The sequence below is a fragment of the Stenotrophomonas sp. Steno-Z1 genome (assembly GCF_056393175.1).
In genome coordinates this window covers 543,374-565,067 of record NZ_JBWJPB010000001.1, presented here as the reverse complement: position 1 = coordinate 565,067, position 21,694 = coordinate 543,374, and the positions used below count along the sequence as shown (strand labels likewise).

Genomic DNA, 21,694 nt, shown 5'->3' with positions numbered 1-21,694 from the left:
GTCCCGGTTCAACGGCCGCAGCGCGCGCCGCGCACGGCTCAGGCGCGCTCGGCCCTGCGCAGTGGCGGCCACTGCAGGTAGGTCATCGCCCGCCACACCCACTCCAGCGGGCCGAAGCGGAACAGGCGCAACCACAGGTGGCTCAGCAGCACCTGCACGGCGAACAGCGCCAGCGCGAACGGCACCTGCCACGCCCGCGACATCTGCTCGAACGCGCCGAGACCGTAGCCGTAGAACACCCAGGTGCAGACCAGCGATTGGAGGATGTACTGGGTCAACGCCATCCGCCCCATCGGCGCCAGCCAATGCAGCCCGGCGCGCAGGCGCATGATCCAGCCCAGGTAGCCCAGGCACATCAGCAGCGAGGCCACCGAGGCCAGCGCGAACGCGGCACCGCTGGCCGGGGTGAACGTGCCCGGCGCCAGGTAGGGCTGCCAGATCGCACTGCCCAGCATCACCGCCAGGCCCAGCGGCAACGCGCCCCAGCGCAGCCGGCCGTACAGGCGCGTGAACCGCTCCGGCGTGGCCAGCGCGCCGCTGCGCGCGAACCAGCTGCCGATCAGGAACATGCCCAGCACTTCCGGCCCCACCACGATGATCGCGCCAACCTGGGTGACGAGGTCGCGCAGGCGCTGCAGCACCGCCTGGCCATAGGTGCCATGTGCATAGGCCTGGCGCTGCAGATCGATGGTCTGCTGCGCGCTGTCGATCGCGGCCTGCACCTGCGCGCCGTCGGGCTGGAGCTGCGCCTCCAGCCCCGTCAGCGCCCCCAGCAGCAGCATCAGCGCTGCCGCGCACAGGTAGGTCAGCACGCCCATCACCGGCAACCAGCGCGTGGGCGCTTCGCGGCAGGCCAGCAGCGGCAGCGAGATCAAGGCGTAGACCACCAGGATGTCGCCGGACCAGACCAGCAGCGCGTGGCACAGTCCGATCAGCAGCAGGGCCGCGCTGCGGCGCAGGTAGAACGGCGCGAACGCGCGCCGTGCCGCGTCGGCACGCTGGGCCATGATCGCAAAGCCGGCACCGAACAGCAGCGAGAACAGGGTGAAGAACTTGCCCTGCACCAGCACGTAGATGACCGCGTCCGCCGCGTAGTCCAGGCCCTGCCAGTGCGGGTCGATGCCGGTGAAGGACAGGTCCAGCGGCCCGCTGAAGGCTTCCATGTTCATCAGCAGGATGCCGAGCAGGGCGAACCCGCGCAGGATGTCCAGCACCGCAATGCGATCGCCGGTGGCGACCGGCTGCAGGGAAAGGGGAACGGTGTTCACAGGCTATCCGTGGACCAGGCCGGCCATTATGCCGTCGGGCCGGGGCGGTGGCCGATCCCGCGGCCGCGCACATGCAAACGGCCCGCCGAAGCGGGCCGTTGCGTGCTGCGTGTCAGCGGCTAGGCAAGCCCGCTGCGCGGCGCAGGATTCAGTGCTGGTGGCCGCCATCGCCGTGCACGTGGCCGTGCTCCAGCTCTTCGGCGGCGGCAGCACGCACATCCACGATTTCCACGGCGAAGTGCAGGTCCTTGCCGGCCATCGGGTGGTTCAGGTCGACGTCGACCACGCTCATGCCGACCTTTTCCACCGTGACCGCGCGCGGCCCGAAGTTGGTCTGCAGCACGACCTGCTGGCCCGGGATCAGCTTGCTGGTGCCGAAGTGCTTCTTCGGCACGCGCTGGGTCAGGCCTTCGCGGCGTTCGCCGTAGGCATCGGCAGCCTTGACGTCCACTTCGAAGCTGGCGCCGGCTTCCTTGTCCATCATGGCGTTTTCCAGGCCCGGGATGATGTTGCCGTGGCCGATCAGGATCGCCAGCGGATCACGGTCCTTGGAGCTCTCGATCGGCTCCTGGCCCTGCTCGGAGACGGTGTAATGGAAACGGACGACGCTGTCTTTTTCGATCTTCATGCGCAACTCTGGCTGGTCGCTGCCGATGGCAGACGGGTGGGGCGGGTTGTCGCCCGCCGGATACGCCGCCATCATGACGGCCTCCTGAGGTGGCGCATTATCCGGACATCATGCAGCTGACGCCAGTTTCGCCCGCATTCCGCCTCATCGCCCGCCTGGCCGCGCTGGCCGCCGTACTCGTGTTGAGCGCCTGCGGCGGCGGCAAGGCCACCCGCCCGGCCGCCCAACCCGCCTCGACCCAGGTCTGGCCGACGGTGGCGCCAAACGACCCGCAGGCCGCCAACGCGGTGCTGATGCGCGCCATCGGCCTGGTCGGTACCCCGTACCGCTACGGCGGCAACACGCCCGAGTCGGGCTTTGACTGCAGCGGTCTGGTCGCCTACGTCTACCGGGAAATGCTGGACCTCAAGCTGCCGCGCACCTCGCGCGACCTGGCCGCGGTACAGGGCCCGAAGATCGAGCCGACGCGCCTGGCGCCGGGCGACCTGGTGTTCTTCGGCAGCCGCGGCAGCGTCTCCCACGTGGGCATCTACGTGGGCGAAGGGCGCTTCGTGCACGCCCCGAGCACCGGCGGCACGGTCCGGCTCGACTCGCTCGGCGGGGCCTACTGGAAGGACCACTACACGGGCGCGAAACGCGTTCTACACTAAGCTGAACAGGGGCAAGGGCCAAATTTGTGATCGAAGTCACACAGTTGTAAACGAAAAATTAACGAAATTTGTACCTAATCACCGTTCTTACACGGCATCATCACCCATCGTTTTTATTCAGTGACCGCCGCGTGACGACAGCCGACCGGAACTACCCAGGCCAGACCGCCGCCCCCAAGCGCAGCACGCGACCCGTTTTCCTCGCCCTTGCGCTCTGCCTGGCCAGCCTGCCGGCCTGGGCACAGACCGCACCGGCCACCGCTGTAGACGCCGCCCCGGCTGGCGCCAGCACCCCCGAATCCTCCGCGGTGCCCAAGCCCAAGGCTGATGGCCCCGCCCGCAGCAAGGCCGACGCCGCTGCCAGCGCCACCCTCGCCGCCCTGCTTCCGCACCTGGCCGCCAACGACACCATCCCCCTCATGGACCGCTCGGCGATGTTCGCCGGTGACCTGAGCCGCCTGCTCGCCAATTACGACGCCAGCACCGGCGCCACCGGCGCGGTGGTCGGCGGCGCTGCCGACAACGGCAAGGTGCAGTCGCTGCTGCGCCGCGCGATGACCCTGCTGGGCACCCCGTACCGCTGGGGCGGCACCTCGCCGGACAGCGGTTTCGACTGCAGCGGCCTGGTCGGCTACGTCTTCCGCACCGCCCTGGGCATCGAGCTGCCGCGCGTCTCGCGTGAAATGGCGCACGATGGCGAAGCCGAGCTGATCAACGACCGCAATGCCCTGGCTGCCGGCGACCTGGTGTTCTTCGGCCGCAAGGGCCGGGTCGACCACGTCGGCATCTACGTCGGCGAAGGCCGCTTCCTGCACGCCCCGAGCACCGGCAAGGACGTCCGCGTGGACAGTCTGGTCACCGGCTACTGGAGCGCCAAGTTCATGCAGGCCCGCCGCGTCGATCTCTGACCGACCGCTGGCACCGTAACGACCGGAAAGCCGCTGCCCTGCAGCGGCTTTTTTCATGGGCCGCCGCCCGACCTGGCCGCCTCGCCATGGCCGCTGCCGCCCCCAACCCGCGTTGTCCCTCATATCGTTTCAGCAGTGACAGCAGAACCAAGTGCCTGCCGGTCCCACCGGGCAGGCCACGGACCCGGACGTGGGGCGGCACGTCCAAGGCTTCCGGACCCGCATCGGACTCCGCCCATGCTCTTCGTCGACAAGGTGACGCATGGCGGCAGTCCCCGTTTTTCCGGCCCGGTGTGTGATCTGGTTTGGGCAGCCCCAGGCAAGCGAGCGCGTGGCCCTGGCGGCTGCAGGCTGGCAGGTACGCAGCGTGGCCACGGACGACTGCGTGGCCATCGGCATGCGCGGCAGCGACCAGGTGGTCGGGCTGCTGGACCTGCGCAGCATCGTGCCGGCCAACCTGGCGCGGCTGCAGGCGCTGCTCGTCGAGCACCGCCACATGAAGCTGCTGGCCATCCTGCCTGCCGGCGGCGACGCCATCCCGGCGGCCTTGCAGCCGCTGCTGGCGGCCTGCGTGGAGACCTGGACCGCACCGGTCGCGCTGGGCTGCATCGTGCAGCGCCTGCAGCAACTGGCCGGCGATCCGCAGACGCCGGTTGCCCATGGCCCACAACACCTGATCGGTGACAGCGCCGTGCTGCAGGTGGCACGCGGCGCGATCCGCAAATTCGCCCCCGTCGAGCTGCCGGTATTGATCACCGGCGAGACCGGCACCGGCAAGGAGCTGGCCGCGCAGGCGCTGCATGCTCTGTCGCCACGCCACGCCCGGCCCTTCCTGGCGGTCAACTGCGGGGCGATCCCGGCCGCGCTGGTGCAGTCGGAACTGTTTGGCCACGAGCGCGGCGCCTTCACCGGCGCGGCCAGCCGCCGCCTGGGCCTGTTCGAAACGGCCAACGGCGGCACCGTATTCCTCGATGAAATCGGCGACCTGCCGCTGGATGTGCAGACCAACCTGCTGCGCGTGCTGCAGGAAGGCACCGTCGAGCGGGTCGGCAGCAACCGACCGCTGGCGGTGGACGTGCGCGTGCTGGCGGCCACCCATGTCGACCTGGAACAGGCGGTGGAACGCGGCCAGTTCCGCCGCGACCTGTTCTACCGGCTCAACGTACTGCGCCTGCCGATGCCCGCCCTGCGCGACCGTGGCAGCGACATCATGCTGCTGGCCCACCACTTCCTGGCCAGCTTCCGCGACCGCCACGTGACCCGCGCGCGTGGTTTCAGCAGCGACGCCACCCTCGCCATGGAGCGCTTCAACTGGCCGGGCAACGTGCGCGAACTGCTCAACCGCGTGCAGCGCGCGGCGATCGTCGCCGACGGCGAGCTGATCGGCGCGGCCGACCTCGAGCTGGTCCCGGCGCAGAGGGCGATGCCGCAGAAAATGCTGCATGACGCACGCCAGGTCGCCGAACGCGAAACCCTGCTGCGCGCCCTGCGCCAGAACGACTTCAACATCGCCGCCTGCGCCCGCCACATGCAGGTCTCACGCGTCACCGTCTATCGCCTCTGCCGCAAGCACCAGCTGGCCCTCCCGGAACTACGCTGAGCCAGACCAACAACACGGCCCGGGCACCGGGGCGGTGCTCCCTCTCCCTCGGCGTCATTGCCCAACTGCATCAGACCAGCAGCCCGCCTCTTGTTGAAGGGCGCGCGCCGACGGCGCGGGGTTCAGGACGGTATGCGTGGACCTCCCGGAACGGGAGGTCGCGCGCCGAAGGCGCAGGGTTCGAGTGGGATGCGCATCCGCACATGCATGGAGCGCCTCCGCTCACAGCATGTACGGCACCTTGAAGGCCAACGTGAAGTCCGGCGCGTCCGGGGTCAGGCCGATGCCGAGCATGCTCACCAACGTCGTATTGCGGTTGAGCGCGTAGGTAATGCCGAGGTTGAGCGTGCCGGCATTGGCGTCGCTGCCGATCACCTTGAGCCACTGCCCGTTGCGGTAGCGCGTGGAGGCACGGCGGCTCAACTTGTCGCTGAAGGAAATGCTCAGGCTGGTGCGCTCGTTGAACGCGAAGGCCACGCCGGCGCCGAAGTAGTACGAACCGCCCAGCTTCACCTCGCCCGGGTTGACCGTGTCCGGATTGGCATCCAGGTCATCGAAGCTGCGCGCGAAGGAATGGATGTAGCCAAGGTTGGCGAACAGGATCGCCGGGTCGGCGGTCTTCACCGCCGACACGCCGACATTGGCCTGCCACACCCCGTTGCCGGTGGGCTGCTGCTCGGGCACCGCGAAGCGGATGAAATCATCGTCGTCGCGCTCGAGCACCTTCCAGTCCACGCCGTAGGGCGCGCGCCCGGTCGGCGCGGTGGCGCCGACGGTAAGCACCGTCTCCGGCCAGCGGCCGTGCTCGGCGAACAGCCGGTAGTTGCCGCTCAGGCCGACATCGCCGATGCCGTTGCCGGTGGTCTCCTCCTGCGCGATGGCCGCGGCCGAGCCGCCGGCGCCGCCCTTCTGGAACACGGTCTTGCGTGCCAGGTAGGGCACGTCCAGGTTCAGCGTCAGCCGTGGGCTCACGCCCCAGCGCGCGGCGAGGTTGTAGGTGAGCGTGTCCGACTCGACGTTCTCGATGGCGATGTTGCCCAGGAAGATCGCATCCAGCGCCAGGAAGCCGTTGAGGGTGACCTGCTTGCGGTCATAGCGCGCGTAGGTGAGGCTGTTTTCGATGGTGAAGCGGCGGCTGAACAACGCGGCCTGCTGCTGTTTGACGTCGTCCACGCTGCGCCGCGAGGCCTGCTTGGCTTCCTGCGCCTCGGCGGCGCTGCTGGCATAGCCATCGGCGCTGGGCGCCGCGGCCGGCGTGCCAGCGGGCAGCGGCGGCGGTGCACCAGTCGCACCGGCCACCGGCGCGGTCTTGCCGCTCAGGCGCGCCTGCATGGCCTGCACCTGCATGTCCAGTTCGCGCAGGCGGCGCACCTCCTGGGCGTAGTTGGCCTTGAGTGTTTCCAGTTGCGTGATCAGCGCCTTGACGTCGGCTTCGTCGGCCGGTGCGGCCTGCGCCTGCGCGCCGGCGGCCGCCATCAGTGCCAGCGCCGCCAGCGCCAGCGGGGTTGCTCGAATCGTGGTCTGCATTGCCTTGGCCTGCCTTGTGTTGTCACGCCCCCACCCCGCCGTGCCGTTACTGGCCGGGTCCCATGCCCACACCCCGTACCAGCGTCATCGCCTGGGCCACGTTCTGGCTGAGCGGGACGTTGTTGGCCAAGGACTGGCGGACAAGATCGATCTGCATGCGATTGCTTGCCGCCTGGCCATCACTGCCGATGGCGATGCTCTGCCCGACGCTGCCGTTGCGGATCCACTGCTGTACCGCGCCCACGCCCTCGATCTGCAGCTGGACCCGGGCGTTGTTGCCGTCCAGTTGCGCCACCGCGCTCACCCCGCCCTGCTGCACGCTGGCCAGGTGCTGGCCCTCGCTGGCGGGTGCCGGCGCCTGGCCGTCACGCACGGTGAGGTGGGTGGTGTTGCTGGCCACGTTGCCGTCGCCGGCCACCTGGATGCTCTGGGTAAGCCCGGCCACGTTCTGCAGGCCACTGGCGTCGATGCTGCGGCCGGGGGTCACCGGCAAGGGAGCGTCGGCGGCGGTGACCGTCACCGACGGGGTGAAGCTGACCTTGGGCGTGCTGCCCTGGCTGAAATCCATGCCCAGGGTGAGCGCGCTGCGCGCGGCCTGCCCACCGCTGTTCCACTGGGTGATCATGGTCACCCCGAACCAGGCCACGCTGCTGCCGTTGACCGTATAGCGGCCGCGCATCAGGTTCAGTTCCGGATCCGGGATCTCGCTCAGGCCCTTGCCGGGCCGTCCTTCCTGCGCATGCAGCGGTGCGGCGCCCAGCAGGGTGAGCAGCAGTACGCCGTGCGTCCATTTCGCGATATTCATGGTGCCTCCTAGAACAAGTCGGCATGGGTAAAGCCGAAGTCCACCAACTCCGCGTCGGTGATCGGCCCCTGCCGGGCGTACAGCGAACGCGCACTGGGCCGTTCACCGGGCTGCAGCAGCACCGTGTTGCGATCGAAATCACTGCCGATCACGACAAAGACGGCCCGCGACGGCCACGCCTGGAGAAATTCGCTGACCGGAATGCTGCGGTTGCCCAGGATCGGGTCGGCCACGTCGACCACGTCGTCACGGACCTGCTTGAGGACCACGAAGTGGCGGAAGCCCCGCACATCCATCAACACCAGCCCGGGCACGCGCAGCGAGCGCAGGCGCTCTTCGTTGACGCGGTAGCCGCGTCCACGCATGCCCATCGATTCCACGTAACGCTTGATGTCCAGCAGCGAGAAACCGCGCTGGTGGACCAGTTGCGGGTCCGAGACCCCCATCATGCCTTCGATCACCGTGCCTTCGTCCGCCTCCAGGTGGTAGGCGTAACGCAGGATGGTGGCCAGCGCCGCCGCGCCACAGCTGTAGTCGGTGTGTTGCCGCACCACGTTGCGGAAGCGCCGTTCCTGCATGCTCTCCACGCGCTGGGTGAGCACCGCGCCGTTGGGCAGTACGCCGCTGAAGCCGATATCGCCGGCGCGCGCGGCGCCGGACGGCAGCATCAGCAACATCAAGGACCCGCACAGTGCGTGCTTCCACATCGGCTTGGCTCCGGAAAAGGAGGGAGCCCCTGCCCCAAAGGGGGAGAATGGGACAGGGGCCCCCGGGGGCCCGGCCATTGGCGGATGGCCGGGTTTGTTGCGCTCAACGCGTACTGCTTGCGAAAACGGACAACGTGTTACTCGCCGGTGCCGCCACCGCCCCCGGTGGAGGGCTGGGCAACCGCCAGGGCCAGGCTGTTGGCCTGCAGGTTGCCGGTGCCGGCGGCCACGTTCACCCCGATGTTGCCGGAGGCGCCGGAGAACGCACTGCCGGACAACGCCGCGGTATTGGTCGCATCCACGTTCACCCAACGGGTGGTGGACACGGTCCCGCTCAGGCTGGCATACAGGTCGGCCACGCCCAGTTCGACGAACCGGCTGGTGCCACTTTCATCGGTATCGAAGGCGATACCGCCCACGCCTTCCCGGTTCGGGTTGGGGGTTGCGTTCTGGATCTCGTTGTCCATGTCGATGTGGCCGGTTGCGTTGCCACTCGGATGGTCGAGTTCACCACTCCAGCTATCCAGGTAGTAGTTGTCCTTCTGGTAGGCGTTGCCGCTGCCGCTGTAGGTGCCGGCACCGAAGGCCAGCGTGCCGCCGGCGACGCGACCACGCAGGCTCACATCGACGGTGTCGGTCATCGAGCGCAGGTAGCCTGCGTTGCTGACCGCGTTGCCGGTGGAGACCTGGTTGGAGCTGATGCTCGAGGTGGCATAGGCGCTGGTGGCCACCGACGCGGCGAGCGCGTTCTTCTGCTCGTTGTTGTTGCCCGAGGCGACGTTGGCCCCGATGTTGCCGGACGCGTTGCTGAAGGCATTGCCGCCCAGGCCCGCGGCATTGGTCACGCCGGAGTTGAGGGTGGTGTTGCCGGCGCCGTACTGGTTGACGAACACCTCGGCGTCGGCCATGCCGAAGCTGAAGGAGGCATCGGCCGCGGACAGCGACGCGGCGTTGTCCTGGGCATTGTTGTCGCCGGCGGCGACGTTGAAGCCGAGGTTGCCCGAGGCATCGGAACCGACGTCATCGGCGATCGAGGCGCTGTTGGTCACCAGGCTGTTGGCGGCGGCGTTGTCGGTGATCGACTGGCGGTTGTCGATGATCGCGATGGCGGCCGAGTCGAGGTCGATCGAGCCGGTGATTTCCGGGTCGCCCGAGAAGTTCACGTCCGAACTCAGGCGCATGTCCTTTTCAAGGTTCACATCGACGCCGTGGTTGTTCTTTTCCTGGCGCTCGTCGGCCTGGATGTTGCTGGTCTTGTTGACGTTCTCGTTGACGGTCACGTCACGGGTACGGGTCACGCTGCTGTTGGTGGTGCTGTTGTTGGTGGTAGTGGTGTTGCTGGTGGTGTTGTTGTTGCGGGTGTTGTTCCAGGTGCGGTTCCAGGTACGCGAATCGTTGTCGTTGCGCGTATTGGTCTCGATGTTGGTGTCGATGTTCGTATCGACATCGGTATCGACGTTGGTGTTGACGTTGGTGTTGAGGTTGGTGCGGGTTTCAACCACGTTGTGCAGGTGGTTGATGAACGCGCTCTGGTTCTGGTTGTCCTGCGCGGCGACCGATGCGGACGCGGCTGCGATCGCAATGGCCAATACGGTACGGTGCATGGTGGTGTTCATGGTGCCCTCTCTCTCATCACAGACAATCGGGTGGATGTGACTACTCACGGGGTGGACTGCACCGAGATGCTCAGTTGGTTTGCGGTGGCGTTGCCGGATCCCGCGATCTGATTGAGTTGCAGGACGCCGTCGAAGCCCTGCAGCGCGGTGCCTTCCACCGCCACGCTGCGGGTTCCGGCCGGCCGACCGCGGTTGACGGCCCCCTGCCCCCCTGCTGACGCGAGCGCCCCCGACGCGGCCAAGGCCTCGTCGTTCGACTCGCGTATGCCCTGTTGCGCCAGCGTGGCAGTGACGACGTTGCGCGTCGCGTTGCCGGTGCCGCTGGCCTGGTTGATCATGGCGACGCCGCTGGCGCCGTTCAGTGCCTGCCCGCCGATGCTCGCGCTGGCATGCATCGCGCCGTCGGACAGCACCTGGTTGCCGGCCTGCCGCTGGCGTGCATCGACGGTGATGTGGGCGGTCTGGCCATTGGCGATCCCGAGCAGGTTGGCCTGCTGGTTGAGGTCGCCGGCGGTCATGTTGACGGTGATCGCACCGTCGGCGCCGGACAGCGCACGGCCGTCGATGCGGCTGGTATTGAGGTAGGACAGCATGGCCGCGTAGTCATCGGCCTGCTGCGCATGCAGCGGCGATGACAGCACCAGGGCCAGCACTGCCAGGCGTGGCCAGCGGTTCATTTGCCGGGCCCGCCCGTGGGTTGGCCGAGCGGGAACTGCGCCAGCGCACCGCGTACCTGGTCGCCGATGCCGCGGGTGGCACCGGTCACCGCGCCCATCGGGCCGCCGATGGCATTGCTGAACTGGCCGCCGGACAACATGCCGCTGTCGGTGACCTTGCCCAGGGTCGAGTTGACCGTGTTGCCGGTGACCCGCTCGATGGTGGTCTGTGCGTGGCCGACGCCACTGCCGGTGTTGGAGCCGAGCGCGGCATAGTCGTCCTCGCTCAGCTCATCCATGCCGGTCGAGGTGCCCAGCGCCTGGCCCACCTCACGCTTGGGCGAGGGATCGGCGATGAGCGCCATGCCGGGCGGCGCGGGCCGATAGGCGGGCCGGGTCGAGACATCGCGCAGCAGCACGATTTCACCCGGCTGCGCCTTGACGCCCTGGCGCGCACCCGAGGCGTGCGCGGCGACCGGTGCCGTCAGTACGACGGCCATCAGCCAGAGGCCGGTGTGGCGAATGCGGTGTGCGACTACGCTGTCCATGGCGCCCTCCTTCGAAACTTGCGGAGGGGTAACGCAGCATTCGTGCCAAGTGGCAGAACCCAGCAAACACGGAGGCTGGCGCCACCACGGCGGGTCGCGCGGCGGGCACGATGTTACAGATTCGTTGGCAACACCCACCGGTGAACAAGCCGTGGCGACGCCGACAGGCCCGTCGTTGCTGGCATGCAGCGCGGTGTATCAGCGCTGTTACACCGGCTGATACAGCCGTTACAGTGCCTGCTCAGCTCGGTGACGGGTGCCGGCTGCGCACGAAAAAGCCCGCATCCGCGGGCTTTTTCGACACGACCCTGGCGGGCGGGTCAGGACGACCGCTCCTCCAGTTCGTCCACGCCCAGGTTGGTGGACGGGTTGTCGTAGACCGCCTTGTCCAGCAGCCCGGTTTCCTTGGCCACCAGCACGGGCACCAGCATCTGCCCGGTCACGTTGGTCATGGTGCGCATCATGTCCAGGATGCGGTCGATCGCGTACAGGTAGCCGATGGTCTCCAGCGGCAGGTTGGCCGCGCTCAGCACCACCGTGGCCATCACCACCGCCGTGCCCGGCACACCCGCGGTGCCGAAACTGCCCAGCACCGAGGCGATCAACACCACGATGTACTGTTCCGGCGTCAGCGGCACGCCGGTGTACTGCGCGATGAACACCGCGCACAGCGCCGGGTAGATCGCCCCGCAGCCGTCCATCTTGATGCTCGCCCCCAGCGGCACCGCGAACGAGGCATAGTCCTTGTTCACGCCCAGGTTGTGGGTGATCGAGCGCATCGCCGCCGGCATCGCGGCAAAGCTGGACGAACTAACAAACGCCACCTGCATGCCCGGGGCCGCACCACGGAAGAACTTCAGCGGGTTCAGGCCGTGCGCCAGCAGCAGACTGCCGTACACCACCACGATGTGCAGCGCGCAGGCCACGTACAGCGCCAGCACGAAATTGCCCAGCGGCAGCAGCTTCTCGAAACCGTAGCTGCCCACCAGCCCGGCGATCAGGCCGAACGTCCCGAGCGGGGTCATCTCCAGCACGAAGCGCGTCACCTGGATCATGATGTCGCTCATCTGCCCGGTCAGCTTGCGCGCCTCGGCCACCTTGTCGCCCAGCTTCACCATCGCAAAGCCCAGCAGGCCCGCGAAGAAGATCACCGGCAGGATCGACCCGCGCCCGGCCGCCAGGACCGTCTCGCCGGCCGCATTGACCCGCGTGCCGATCCCGGTCAGCGCGTAGAACACGTTGGAGGGCACCACGTCCATCAGCACCTTGACCACGCTCGGCACTTCGCGCGGGGTGTAGCCGTGGTCCATGCTCAGGCTCAGGTTGCCGGTGCCCGGCTGCATGATCGTGCCGACCGCCAGCCCCACGCATACCGCCAGCGCGGCAGTGATGATGAACCACAGGAACGTGCGCCCGCCCAGCGCGGCCACCGATTTCTGGCCGTGCAGCGAGGAGATCGCGTTGATCACCGCGAAGAACACCAGCGGCACCGCGATCATCTTGATCAGCGTCACGTACAGCTCGCCCAACGGGCCGAACCAGAGTTCCGCCGCCGGCCCCAGCAGCCAGCCGGCCAGCGCGCCGAGCACGAAGCCACCCAGCACGCGTTGCCAGAACGGGATCCGCAACCACGCAGACACCAGCTTCATGAGCCTTCCAGAGAGAATTCGACAGCTCGCCACATTAGCCCAACCGGGCCGCGGGAACGAGGCGCGCACGGAAAATCAGCGTGTCATCGGCGTGCCTTGCAGGGTTCTGCATAATGAACGCCCGTTTCACATGTGAGATACGCGCGTCCATGTCCCGTACCACCTGCCTGGTGACCGCCGTCGCCGCCACCCTGTTGCTGGGCGCGTGCGCCAGCACCTCCCCCGCGGCCCGTACCCCCGGCGCGATCGCCGTCGATGTCCCCGCCATCGCCCATCCGGCGGGTGAAACCCCGCAATGGTGGTACCGCAGCGGCGCCGCCCGCGCCGCCGGCAGCGGCGCCATGGACGGCAAGGCCAAAAACGTCATCCTGTTCCTCGGTGACGGCATGAGCCTGACCACCGTGGCGGCCGCGCGCATCTTCGAGGGCCAGCGCAACGGCAATCCGGGCGAGGAGAACCTGCTGTCCTGGGAGCGCTTCCCGGCCACGGCGTTCAGCAAGACCTACAACACCGATTCGCAGACCCCCGACTCGGCCGGCACCATGACCGCCATCACCACCGGCGTGAAGACCCACATGGGCGCCATCGGTGTCAGCGCCGGCACCCGCAGCGATTGCGCGGACAGCTTGAACAAGGGCCTGCTGACCTGGCTGCAGCTGGCCGACAGCGCGCACATGGCCACCGGCATCGTGTCCACCGCGCGCCTGACCCACGCCACCCCGGCGGCCACCTACGCGCACTCGCCCGAGCGCAACTGGGAAAACGACACCGACGTGCCCGAGGCCGCCAAGGCCGCCGGCTGCACTGACATCGCCCAGCAGCTTCTGTCCACCGCGCGCTATGGCCGGGGCCCGCTGGTCGCCCTGGGCGGCGGCCGCGGTGAATTCACCACGGTGGAAGAGCGCGATCCCGAGTATGACGACAAGGTCGGCCAGCGCCTGGACGGGCGCAGCCTGGTCACCGAATGGCAGCAGGCCCACCCGCAGGGCGCCTATGTCTGGAACGCCAAGCAGCTGCAGGCCGCGCGCAATGCCCCGGCGCTGCTGGGCCTGTTCGAGCCGGACCACATGCGTTACGAGATCGAGCGCAAGGACGACCCGTCCGGCGAACCCAGCCTGGCCGAGCTGACCAAGGCCGCCATCAACACCCTGTCCCGGCACAAGGAAGGCTACGTGCTGATGGTCGAGGGCGCCCGCATCGACCATGCCAACCACAGCGGCAACGCGTACCGCGCCCTCAGCGACACCGTGGCCCTGTCCGATGCCGTGCGCGCGGCCGTCGAGGCGACCTCCGACCAGGACACCCTGATCATCGTCACCGCCGACCACTCGCACACCCTGAACTTCGTCGGCTACCCGGCCCGCGGCAACCCGATCCTGGGCAAGGTCAAGGACAAGGGCGGCGAAGACGGCGTAGGCGGCCTGGACGTGGCCCGCGACGGCCTCGGCCTGCCCTACACCACGCTCAGCTATGCCAACGGCCCCGGCTATACCGGCGCCACCAACCAGCAGCCGGCCGGCCCGAAGGTGTACCCGCACAACCCGAGCAGCTTCGACCCGGCCGCCGGCCGACCGGACCTGAGCCACGTGGACACCGAGCACCCCGATTACATGCAGGAAGCGCTGGTACCGACCAAGAGTGAAACCCATGGCGGCGAAGACGTCGGCATCTGGGCACGTGGCCCGGGCAGCAAAGCCATCCGCGGCACCATGGAACAGAACACGATCTACCACATGATCGTGCAGGCCACCCCGCGCCTGCGCCAGCGCCTGTGCGAGGCCGGTACCTGCGACGCCAAGGGCGTGCCGGTGGACCTGCCCACGCCGAAGGCGTTCGAGCGCAAGGCCGACGCCAACTGATGCCGGCCCGGCTCTCCGCCGCCCGCAGCAGGGGCCGCCACGTGCGGTTCCTGCTATTGATGGCCGGACTGGCCAGCACCGGCCACGCGCTGGCCCAGGGCCCGGCCTGCCGGGTCCTCACCGAGGAACACGGGCTGTGGCCGTTGCCCGGCTGCGAGGTGGTTGACGGCGCGCCCCGGATCGCCGCGGACGTCCTGCCCGACCTCCCTTACGATGCCGACGGACTGGCGGCGGTGTACGCCGCCGACAGCTTTCATTACGTCACCCGTGCCGGCCGCACCCAGGCCGTCCTGACCTGGGACAGCGGGCCGGACTACGTCGAAGAGGGGCTGCTGCGGGGCCGCATCGGCCCACGCGTCGGCTACTTCACCCCCGCGCTTGAACAGGCCTTCCCGGCCACGTTCGACTTTGCCTGGCCCTTCGCCGATGGCATTGCCCAGGTCTGCGAGGGGTGCCGCCCCGGCACGCCTGACGGCGAGGGCCACACGCCGGTGGAAGGTGGCCACTGGTTCCATATCAATCGCCAGGGCGTCCGCGTGCCCGAACCGCCCACTCCCTGATCCCCGTGCGTGGCGAGCCTGGCCCGCAGCGTCGATACTGCCTCCCTGCCCGAGCCTGCCCGAACCGATGTCGTCGCCATTACCCAACCTGTCTGCTGCGCCCCGCCCGGTCCTGGTGGGCTTCAGTGGTGGACTCGATTCCACCGTACTGCTGCATTGGCTGGCCCAGTCGCCGGCCCAGCGCGATGCAGGCGTGCGGGCGGTGCACGTCCACCACGGCCTGCAACCGGCCGCCGACGCGTGGGCGCAGCACTGCCAGGCGATCTGCACGGCCTGGAAGATCGAACTGCAGGTGATCGGCGTCGACGTGGCCCGCGACAGCGGCCACGGCCTGGAAGCGGCCGCGCGGCATGCCCGCCGCGATGCATTCGCCCGCGCCCTGCACCCGGATGAACAGCTGGCCCTGGCCCATCACCGCGATGACCAGGCCGAGACCTTCCTGCTGCGCGCCCTGCGCGGGTCCGGCGTGGATGGGCTGGCCGCGATCCGCAGCGAGGCGCCGTTTGCCACCGGTACGGTGTGGCGACCGCTGCTGCAGGTGCCGCGCGCGGCGCTGCTGGCCTATGCGCAGTCGCAGGCGCTGCAATGGGTCGACGACCCCAGCAATGCCAGCGACGCGGCCGACCGCAATTTCCTGCGCCTGCACGTGCTGCCGCTGCTGCAGCAACGCTGGCCGCAGGCCGATGCCGCCTTCGCACGCAGCGCCGCCCTCTGCGCGCAGGCGCAGCAGTTGCTGGACGTGTCCGACCAGGAAGCACTGCGCCGCTGCAGCGTCGTGCCCGGCGTGCTCGACAGCGTGCGGCTGCTGCGACTGCCGCGCGAACGCCGGGCCCGCCTGCTGCGCCAATGGGTGCGCAACTGCGGCCTGCCCCCGCTGCCGGCCGCCGGCGTGGAGGCGATCGAACGCGAGCTGTTGCCGGCCGCACACGATGCCGATGCCCAGTTCGCCTGGCAGGGCGCGCGCATCCGCCGCTGGCGCGGCGAGCTGCACCTGCTCTCGGCCACGCTGGCCTTGCCGCCGCACTGGAGCGTGCACTGGGATGGGCGCGCGCCGTTGGCCCTGCCCGATGGCGGGCAGCTGGAACTGCTGGGCGCGCACCGCCTGGCCACCCCGTTGCAGGTCAGCGCGCGCCGCGGTGGCGAACGCATCCAGCTTCCCGGGCGCAGCCATTCGCACGCGCTCAAGGACCTGCTGCAACAACGCGGCCTGCCGCCCTGGCAGCGCCGCCAGTTGCCGTTGTTGTTCGACGGCGAGGCGTTGATGGCCGCGGGCGACCGGATCATCGCCGCGCCGCTGCAGCACTGGCTGGATGAACACGATGCGCAGTTGCGCTGGACCCCGGGCGCGGCCTGAATTGACCCCACCGGATTGGCGGCTCACACTTGCGCCATGCCCAAGAAGTCCCCCAACGAAGCCTCCCCGGTCGCCCACTTCGAGCAGTCGCTGGAAGAACTGGAACACCTGGTGGAGAAGATGGAAGCCGGCGACCTGAGCCTGGAGCAATCGCTCAGCGCCTACGAGCGCGGCGTCGGCCTGTACCGCCAGTGCCAGCAGGCGCTGGAGCAGGCCGAACTGCGCGTGCGCCTGCTCAGCGATCCGGCCCGCCCCGATACCGCCGAACCGTTCGATCCGCCCGGCCATGATGGTTGAGTCCACGTTCGCGCGTTGGCGCGACCGCATCGAAAGCCAGCTCGACGCCAGCCTGCCCTCCCCCGAACACGCCCCGCAACGCCTGCACCAGGCGATGCGCTACGCCGTGCTCGGCGGCGGCAAGCGCATGCGGCCGCTGCTGGTGTATGCCAGCGGGCAGGTGTTCGGGGCCGACGAACATGCGCTGGATGCACCGGCCATGGCGGTGGAGCTGGTCCATGCCTATTCGCTGGTGCATGACGACCTGCCGGCCATGGACGACGACGCGCTGCGTCGTGGCCGGCCCACCACCCACGTCGCCTTCGACGAAGCCACCGCCATCCTCGCCGGCGATGCGCTGCAGACCCGCGCGTTCGGCCTGCTGGCCGACGCGGCGCTGCCGGCGCTGCTGCGCGTGCACTGCCTGCAGGCGCTCACCCATGCCTCCGGCGCCGCCGGGATGTGCGGCGGCCAGGCACTGGATATCGATGCCACCGGCCACGCGCAAGGCCTGGACGCGCTGCAGCGCATGCACGCGCTCAAGACCGGTGCGCTGATCCGCGCGGCGGTGCGCATGGGTGCGCTGTGCGGCGAGGCACCGCAGTCCGACCTGTTGCAGTTGGACGACTTCGCCAGCGCACTGGGCCTGGCCTTCCAGGTCCGCGATGACATCCTCGACGTGGAAGCCAGTTCCGAACAGCTGGGCAAGACCGCCGGCAAGGACCAGGCCCAATCCAAGTCCACCTTCCCCGCCCTGCTCGGCATGGACGGGGCCAAGGCCGAACTGGCCGCGCTGAGCGAGCGCATGCACGACAGCCTGGCCGGCTACGACGAACGCGCCGATGCACTGCGTGCGTTGGGGCGGTTGGCGGTGGAACGCGATCACTGAACCGCCTCCACGCACGGCGTGGACCGGCGTCCATGGCGGGCATCGGTCGCCGTGCCGCGCGGCAGTGCATCCAGCACCGCACGCCCGGGCGCATCCCCGGCCCCCACCGCAAGCAAAAAAAACGCCCGGGAATCCCGGGCGTTCTGCATCACCACTGCGCGTGGCTTACTTGATCAGGCGCAGGGTGAACGGGTAGCGATACGCTTCACCGTTGTTGGCCTTGACCGCGGCCAGGATGCACAGCACCAGGTTGGCGATCCACACCAGGGTCAGCAGCAGCGCGCCGATCATCACCACCAGCAGGATGGTCGAGACGATGTAGGCGATCGCCACGGTGATCTGGAAGTTCAGCGCTTCCTTGGCCTGGTCGGTGACGAAACCCTTCTGCGGGTCATCCTTGTTGACCAGCCAGATGATCAGCGCACCGATGAAGCCGGTGAAGATGCCGAGCAGGTGGGCCACCAGGGACAGGGTGCGCTGGTCGGCCGGGGCATCGCCCGCCGGTGCCGGCGGCGGTACGGTGACGTTATCGAAATCGCTCACGTGGAAACTCCTTGTGCGTTATGTGGGTGGTGCATGGCAGGCTCCCCGCCTGCCTGGGCAGCCCCAATAGAATACGTCAATCGTTACCGGCAACGGTCATTCGTCCTACCAGGATCGAACCGACCTGCACATGCGAGCGGCGGTCCACGTCGCTGCCCACCGCCTCGATGGCGGCGAACATGTCCTTGAGGTTGCCGGCGATGGTGATGCCGTCCACCGGATAGCTGATCTGGCCGTTTTCCACGCGGAAGCCGCCGGCCCCGCGCGAGTAGTCGCCGGTGACGCCGTTGACGCCCTGGCCCATCAGCTCGGTGACCAGCAGGCCGTCGCCCATCTGCGCGGCGATCGCGACCAGGTCGCCGGCGTTGGCCGCGACCTTGAGATTGTGCACGCCGCCGGCGTTGCCGGTCGTGACCAGGCCCAGCTTGCGCGCCGAGTAGCTGCCCAGGATGTAGCGCTGCAGCGTGCCGTCGGTGATCAACGGCGCATTGCGCGTGGCCACGCCGTCGCCGTCGAAGGCCGACGAGCGCAGGCCGCGGCGCAGCAGCGGCTGCTCATCGATCTGGAACCAGTCCGGGAACAGCTGCGTGCCCACGCTGTCGAGCAGGAAACTGGCGCGCCGGTACAGCGCGCCGCCGGACACCGCGCCGAGCAGGTGGCCGATCAACGAGCGCGCCACCTCCGGGGAGAACAGCACCGGCATCTGCGCGGTCGCCATCGAGCGCGGCTGCAGCCGGGCCACGGTGCGCTCGGCGGCACGCCGGCCGATCGCCTCGGGCGACTCCAGGTCCTGCCGCGCCAGCGCGCTGCTGTACCAGCCATCGCGCTGCATGCCGTCGCCCTGCCCGGCGATGAGCGCGCAACCGATCGAATGGTGGCTGCTGCGCTCGCGGCCGATGAACCCGTGCGAGTTGGCATACACCGACAGGCTCTGCGAGGTGGCGGCCGAGGCGCCATCGGAGTTGCTGATCCGGCCGTCGGCCTCGCGCCCGGCCGCTTCACAGGCCAGCGCCAGGTCCAGCGCGTGATCGGCGGCCAGCGCCCAGGGGTGCCAGCTGTCCAAGTCCGGGAACTCACGGGCCATCAGCGCGGCCTCGGCCAGCCCGGCGGCGGCGTCGTCCTCGGTGTGCCGGGCGATCGCGCAGGCCTGGGCCACGGTCGATTCGAGGCTGGCATCCTGCAGGTCGGCAGTACTGGCGCTGCCCTTGCGTTGGCCGAAGAACACGGTCACCGCAATGCCGCGATCGCGGGTGGATTCGACCGTCTCGACCTCGCCCAGGCGCACGTTCACGTCCAGCCCGCGCTCGTCGCTGCAGCTCACCTCGGCCTGGCTGGCGCCCAGCGCACGGGCCCGTTCCAGCAGGCGCTGGGAGATGTCGGCCAGCTGCTCCAGGCGCTGCAGGCTGTCGTCGGCCGGGGTCACTTCAGGGGAGATCACGTTCAATGCTTTATCCTGTACGGGTGAGTGCCTGGCGCGACGCCGGGCACAGTTCTGGATGTGGAAATAAGACGATGCGCGGACGCGACGAAGAAACCGGTGAATTCCTTGATATCAGCCGCAGCCAGAACCGCCGGGATGCCCTGGACGTGCTGGCCCTCGGCGAGAAGCTGGTGTCGCTGACGGCGGCCCAGCTGGCCCGCGTGCCGGTCCCGGAGGACCTGCTGCCGCACATCGCCGAGGCCAAGCGCATCACCGCGCACATCGCCCACAAGCGCCAGCTGGCGTTCCTGGCCAAGCACATGCGCCGCGAAGACGATGCCGTGCTGGATGCGATCCGCGACGCGCTCGATGCCAACAGCGAAACCTCGCGCCGCGAAGTGGCCGCCATGCACCGCGTGGAAGACTGGCGCGAGCGCCTGCTCAAGGACGGCGACAAGGCGCTGGGCGCGCTGCTGGACGAGTACCCGCACGCCGATCGCCAGCAGCTGCGCACGCTGGTCCGCAACGCCCAGGCCGAGAAGGCGAAAAACAAGCCGCCGCGCGCCTACCGCGAGATCTACCAGACGCTGCGCACCCTGTTGCTGCCCGCCGCGCTGGGCCTGGAGGGGCTGAACGCCGCCGACGACGCGCTCGACGCGCCGGCCGACACCGACACCGACGACGTCGCCGACGACTGAGCCCGGCCGCCCACGCGGCTGCGCCAGCACCTGGCTGGCGGCCGCAGGGGCGTGCAGTGCGGGCAGGTCCATCGCCCGGCTCAGGCCTGGGTGCCGCCCACGGTGATGCCGTCGATCAGCAGCGAGGGCTGGCCCACGCCGACCGGCACGCTCTGGCCATCCTTGCCGCAGACGCCCACGCCCTCGTCCAGGGCCAGGTCGTTGCCGATCATGCGCACCTTCTGCATGGTCTCCGGACCATTGCCGATCAGGGTCGCGCCCTTCACCGGCGCGGTGACCCGGCCGTCCTCGATCAGGTAGGCCTCGGTGGCCGAGAACACATACTTGCCGCTGGTGATGTCGACTTGGCCGCCACCAAAGTTGACGGCGTACAGGCCCTTCTTCACCGAGCGGATCATTTCTTCCGGATCGTGCTGGCCGGCACGCATGTAGGTGTTGGTCATGCGCGGCATGGTCATGTGCGCGAACGACTCGCGCCGGCCGTTGCCGGTCGGAGCCACGCCCATCAGCCGCGCGTTGAGCGAATCCTGCATGTAGCCGACCAGGATGCCGTCCTCGATCAGCGTGGTGCACTGGGTCGGATGGCCCTCGTCATCGATGTTGAGCGAGCCACGGCGCCCGTCCAGGGTGCCGTCGTCGACGATGGTCACGCCCGGGGCGGCCACCCGCTCGCCGATGCGGCCGGCATACACGCTGGTGCCCTTGCGGTTGAAGTCGCCTTCCAGGCCATGACCGACAGCTTCATGCAGCAATACACCGGGCCAGCCCGGGCCGAGCACCACGGTCATCACGCCGGCCGGGGCCGGGATCGCCTCCAGGTTGACCAGCGCCTGGCGCAGCGCCTCGCGGGCGAAGCGCTCGGGCCGGTCGTCGGCGAACAGTTCGGCATAGCTGAAACGGCCACCACCGCCGGAGTAGCCGGACTCGCGGCGGCCGTGCTGTTCCACGATCACCTGCACGTTGAGCCGCACCAGCGGGCGGATGTCGCCGGCCAGCACGCCGTCGCTGCGGGCGATCAGCACCGTGTCCACGCCGCCGGACAGGCTCACCATCACCTGCTGCACGCGCGGGTCGGCAGCACGCAGGTAGCGGTCCAGGCGCTTGAGCACCTCGACCTTGGCCTCATTGCCCATGCCGTCGATCGGGTCCAGCGCCGGGTACAGCGCGCGCGCGTTGCCGCGCACCAGCGAGCGCGCCTGCTGCGCCCCGCCCTCGCGCGAGATCGCGCGTGCCGACTGTGCCGCGGCCAGCAGGGCATCGCGGTGGATGTCGTCGGAATAGGCGAAGCCGGTCTTCTCCCCGGCAATGGCGCGCACGCCCACGCCCTGCTCGATCGAATGCGCACCGTCCTTGACGATGCCGTCTTCCACGCTCCAGCTTTCGCGCCGGGCGTGCTGGAAATACAGGTCACCAAAATCGATCCCCGGCCCCAGCAGGGTGCCGAAGGTGCGTTCCAGGCTGCCGGCATCCAGCCCGGCGGGCAGGAGCAGGCGGTCGTTGGCGAGGGTCAGTGCGTTATCGGTCATGTCATCT

The 21,694-nt window shown here is 68.9% G+C and carries 21 protein-coding genes; 9 read left to right on the top strand and 12 right to left on the bottom strand.

Features of this window, described 5'->3' with window-relative positions; all coding sequences use genetic code 11:
• Positions 1–38: 38 nt before the first annotated feature.
• Together AC06FD_RS02350 and AC06FD_RS02345 are read right to left on the bottom strand one after the other, a co-directional pair.
• Positions 39–1,268 (bottom strand): DUF418 domain-containing protein, encoded by a 1,230-nt coding sequence (locus AC06FD_RS02350; RefSeq protein ID WP_394160864.1) that lies wholly within the window; start codon positions 1,266–1,268, stop codon positions 39–41.
• A 148-nt stretch (positions 1,269–1,416) separates the two neighbouring features.
• Positions 1,417–1,896, bottom strand: a complete 480-nt coding sequence (locus AC06FD_RS02345; protein WP_259205787.1) for an FKBP-type peptidyl-prolyl cis-trans isomerase — start codon at positions 1,894–1,896, stop codon at positions 1,417–1,419.
• Between the two features lie 110 nt (positions 1,897–2,006).
• Here AC06FD_RS02345 and AC06FD_RS02340 point away from each other — a divergent pair, with 110 nt between their 5' ends.
• The 3 genes from AC06FD_RS02340 to AC06FD_RS02330 all read left to right on the top strand — a co-directional run bounded on the left by AC06FD_RS02340 (position 2,007) and on the right by AC06FD_RS02330 (position 5,054).
• Entirely contained in the window at positions 2,007–2,546 is a 540-nt protein-coding gene (locus AC06FD_RS02340) for a C40 family peptidase (RefSeq protein WP_478076891.1), read from the top strand.
• Between the two features lie 131 nt (positions 2,547–2,677).
• Positions 2,678–3,454, top strand: a complete 777-nt coding sequence (locus AC06FD_RS02335; RefSeq protein ID WP_478076890.1) for a C40 family peptidase — start codon at positions 2,678–2,680, stop codon at positions 3,452–3,454.
• Positions 3,455–3,716: 262 nt separating this feature from the next.
• Entirely contained in the window at positions 3,717–5,054 is a 1,338-nt protein-coding gene (locus AC06FD_RS02330; RefSeq protein ID WP_478076889.1) for a sigma-54 interaction domain-containing protein, read from the top strand.
• 222 nt (positions 5,055–5,276) lie between these two features.
• On the opposite strand, the gene AC06FD_RS02325 is transcribed toward AC06FD_RS02330, so the two are convergent.
• The 7 genes from AC06FD_RS02325 to AC06FD_RS02295 all read right to left on the bottom strand — a co-directional run bounded on the left by AC06FD_RS02325 (position 5,277) and on the right by AC06FD_RS02295 (position 12,562).
• Positions 5,277–6,581 (bottom strand): hypothetical protein, encoded by a 1,305-nt coding sequence (locus tag AC06FD_RS02325; RefSeq protein ID WP_478076888.1) that lies wholly within the window; start codon positions 6,579–6,581, stop codon positions 5,277–5,279.
• A 46-nt stretch (positions 6,582–6,627) separates the two neighbouring features.
• Positions 6,628–7,386 (bottom strand): hypothetical protein, encoded by a 759-nt coding sequence (locus AC06FD_RS02320; protein ID WP_259205790.1) that lies wholly within the window; start codon positions 7,384–7,386, stop codon positions 6,628–6,630.
• An 8-nt stretch (positions 7,387–7,394) separates the two neighbouring features.
• A complete protein-coding gene (locus tag AC06FD_RS02315) occupies positions 7,395–8,093 on the bottom strand; it encodes a C39 family peptidase (protein WP_259205791.1) in 699 nt (232 codons plus the stop codon).
• 137 nt (positions 8,094–8,230) lie between these two features.
• Positions 8,231–9,709, bottom strand: coding sequence for an adhesin (locus AC06FD_RS02310; protein WP_394160875.1), 1,479 nt, complete (start codon positions 9,707–9,709; stop codon positions 8,231–8,233).
• 44 nt (positions 9,710–9,753) lie between these two features.
• Positions 9,754–10,386: a hypothetical protein gene (locus tag AC06FD_RS02305; RefSeq protein ID WP_259205794.1), complete on the bottom strand. Its 633-nt coding sequence runs from the start codon at positions 10,384–10,386 to the stop codon at positions 9,754–9,756.
• Positions 10,383–10,913 carry a hypothetical protein gene (locus AC06FD_RS02300; protein ID WP_478076887.1) on the bottom strand — a complete coding sequence of 177 codons (531 nt, stop codon included), beginning with the start codon at positions 10,911–10,913 and terminating at the stop codon, positions 10,383–10,385. The genes AC06FD_RS02305 and AC06FD_RS02300 overlap by 4 nt, the downstream gene beginning before the upstream one ends.
• A gap of 320 nt (positions 10,914–11,233) precedes the next feature.
• Entirely contained in the window at positions 11,234–12,562 is a 1,329-nt protein-coding gene (locus tag AC06FD_RS02295) for a dicarboxylate/amino acid:cation symporter (RefSeq protein WP_259205796.1), read from the bottom strand.
• A 149-nt stretch (positions 12,563–12,711) separates the two neighbouring features.
• Between AC06FD_RS02295 and AC06FD_RS02290 the strand changes: the two genes are divergently transcribed.
• The 5 genes from AC06FD_RS02290 to AC06FD_RS02270 all read left to right on the top strand — a co-directional run bounded on the left by AC06FD_RS02290 (position 12,712) and on the right by AC06FD_RS02270 (position 17,500).
• Positions 12,712–14,421 (top strand): alkaline phosphatase, encoded by a 1,710-nt coding sequence (locus tag AC06FD_RS02290; RefSeq protein ID WP_478076886.1) that lies wholly within the window; start codon positions 12,712–12,714, stop codon positions 14,419–14,421.
• Complete coding sequence (locus AC06FD_RS02285) at positions 14,421–14,981, top strand: WG repeat-containing protein (protein WP_478076885.1); 561 nt, start codon at positions 14,421–14,423, stop codon at positions 14,979–14,981. Before AC06FD_RS02290 ends, AC06FD_RS02285 begins: the two co-directional genes overlap by 1 nt.
• Before the next feature lie 67 nt (positions 14,982–15,048).
• On the top strand, positions 15,049–16,335 hold the full coding sequence (gene tilS, locus AC06FD_RS02280) for a tRNA lysidine(34) synthetase TilS (protein ID WP_478076884.1): 1,287 nt from the start codon (positions 15,049–15,051) through the stop codon (positions 16,333–16,335).
• Between the two features lie 36 nt (positions 16,336–16,371).
• Positions 16,372–16,632 carry an exodeoxyribonuclease VII small subunit gene (locus tag AC06FD_RS02275; RefSeq protein WP_259205806.1) on the top strand — a complete coding sequence of 87 codons (261 nt, stop codon included), beginning with the start codon at positions 16,372–16,374 and terminating at the stop codon, positions 16,630–16,632.
• A complete protein-coding gene (locus AC06FD_RS02270; protein ID WP_478076883.1) occupies positions 16,622–17,500 on the top strand; it encodes a polyprenyl synthetase family protein in 879 nt (292 codons plus the stop codon). Before AC06FD_RS02275 ends, AC06FD_RS02270 begins: the two co-directional genes overlap by 11 nt.
• A gap of 165 nt (positions 17,501–17,665) precedes the next feature.
• On the opposite strand, the gene AC06FD_RS02265 is transcribed toward AC06FD_RS02270, so the two are convergent.
• Both AC06FD_RS02265 and pmbA read right to left on the bottom strand, forming a co-directional pair.
• Positions 17,666–18,043 (bottom strand): DUF4870 domain-containing protein, encoded by a 378-nt coding sequence (locus AC06FD_RS02265; protein ID WP_478076882.1) that lies wholly within the window; start codon positions 18,041–18,043, stop codon positions 17,666–17,668.
• Between the two features lie 76 nt (positions 18,044–18,119).
• Positions 18,120–19,487 (bottom strand): metalloprotease PmbA, encoded by a 1,368-nt coding sequence (gene pmbA, locus AC06FD_RS02260; RefSeq protein ID WP_259205811.1) that lies wholly within the window; start codon positions 19,485–19,487, stop codon positions 18,120–18,122.
• Between the two features lie 68 nt (positions 19,488–19,555).
• Here pmbA and yjgA point away from each other — a divergent pair, with 68 nt between their 5' ends.
• Positions 19,556–20,161 (top strand): ribosome biogenesis factor YjgA, encoded by a 606-nt coding sequence (gene yjgA, locus AC06FD_RS02255; protein ID WP_394160886.1) that lies wholly within the window; start codon positions 19,556–19,558, stop codon positions 20,159–20,161.
• 80 nt (positions 20,162–20,241) lie between these two features.
• On the opposite strand, the gene tldD is transcribed toward yjgA, so the two are convergent.
• Complete coding sequence (tldD, locus tag AC06FD_RS02250) at positions 20,242–21,687, bottom strand: metalloprotease TldD (RefSeq protein WP_259205814.1); 1,446 nt, start codon at positions 21,685–21,687, stop codon at positions 20,242–20,244.
• Between the last annotated feature and the right edge of the window lie 7 nt (positions 21,688–21,694).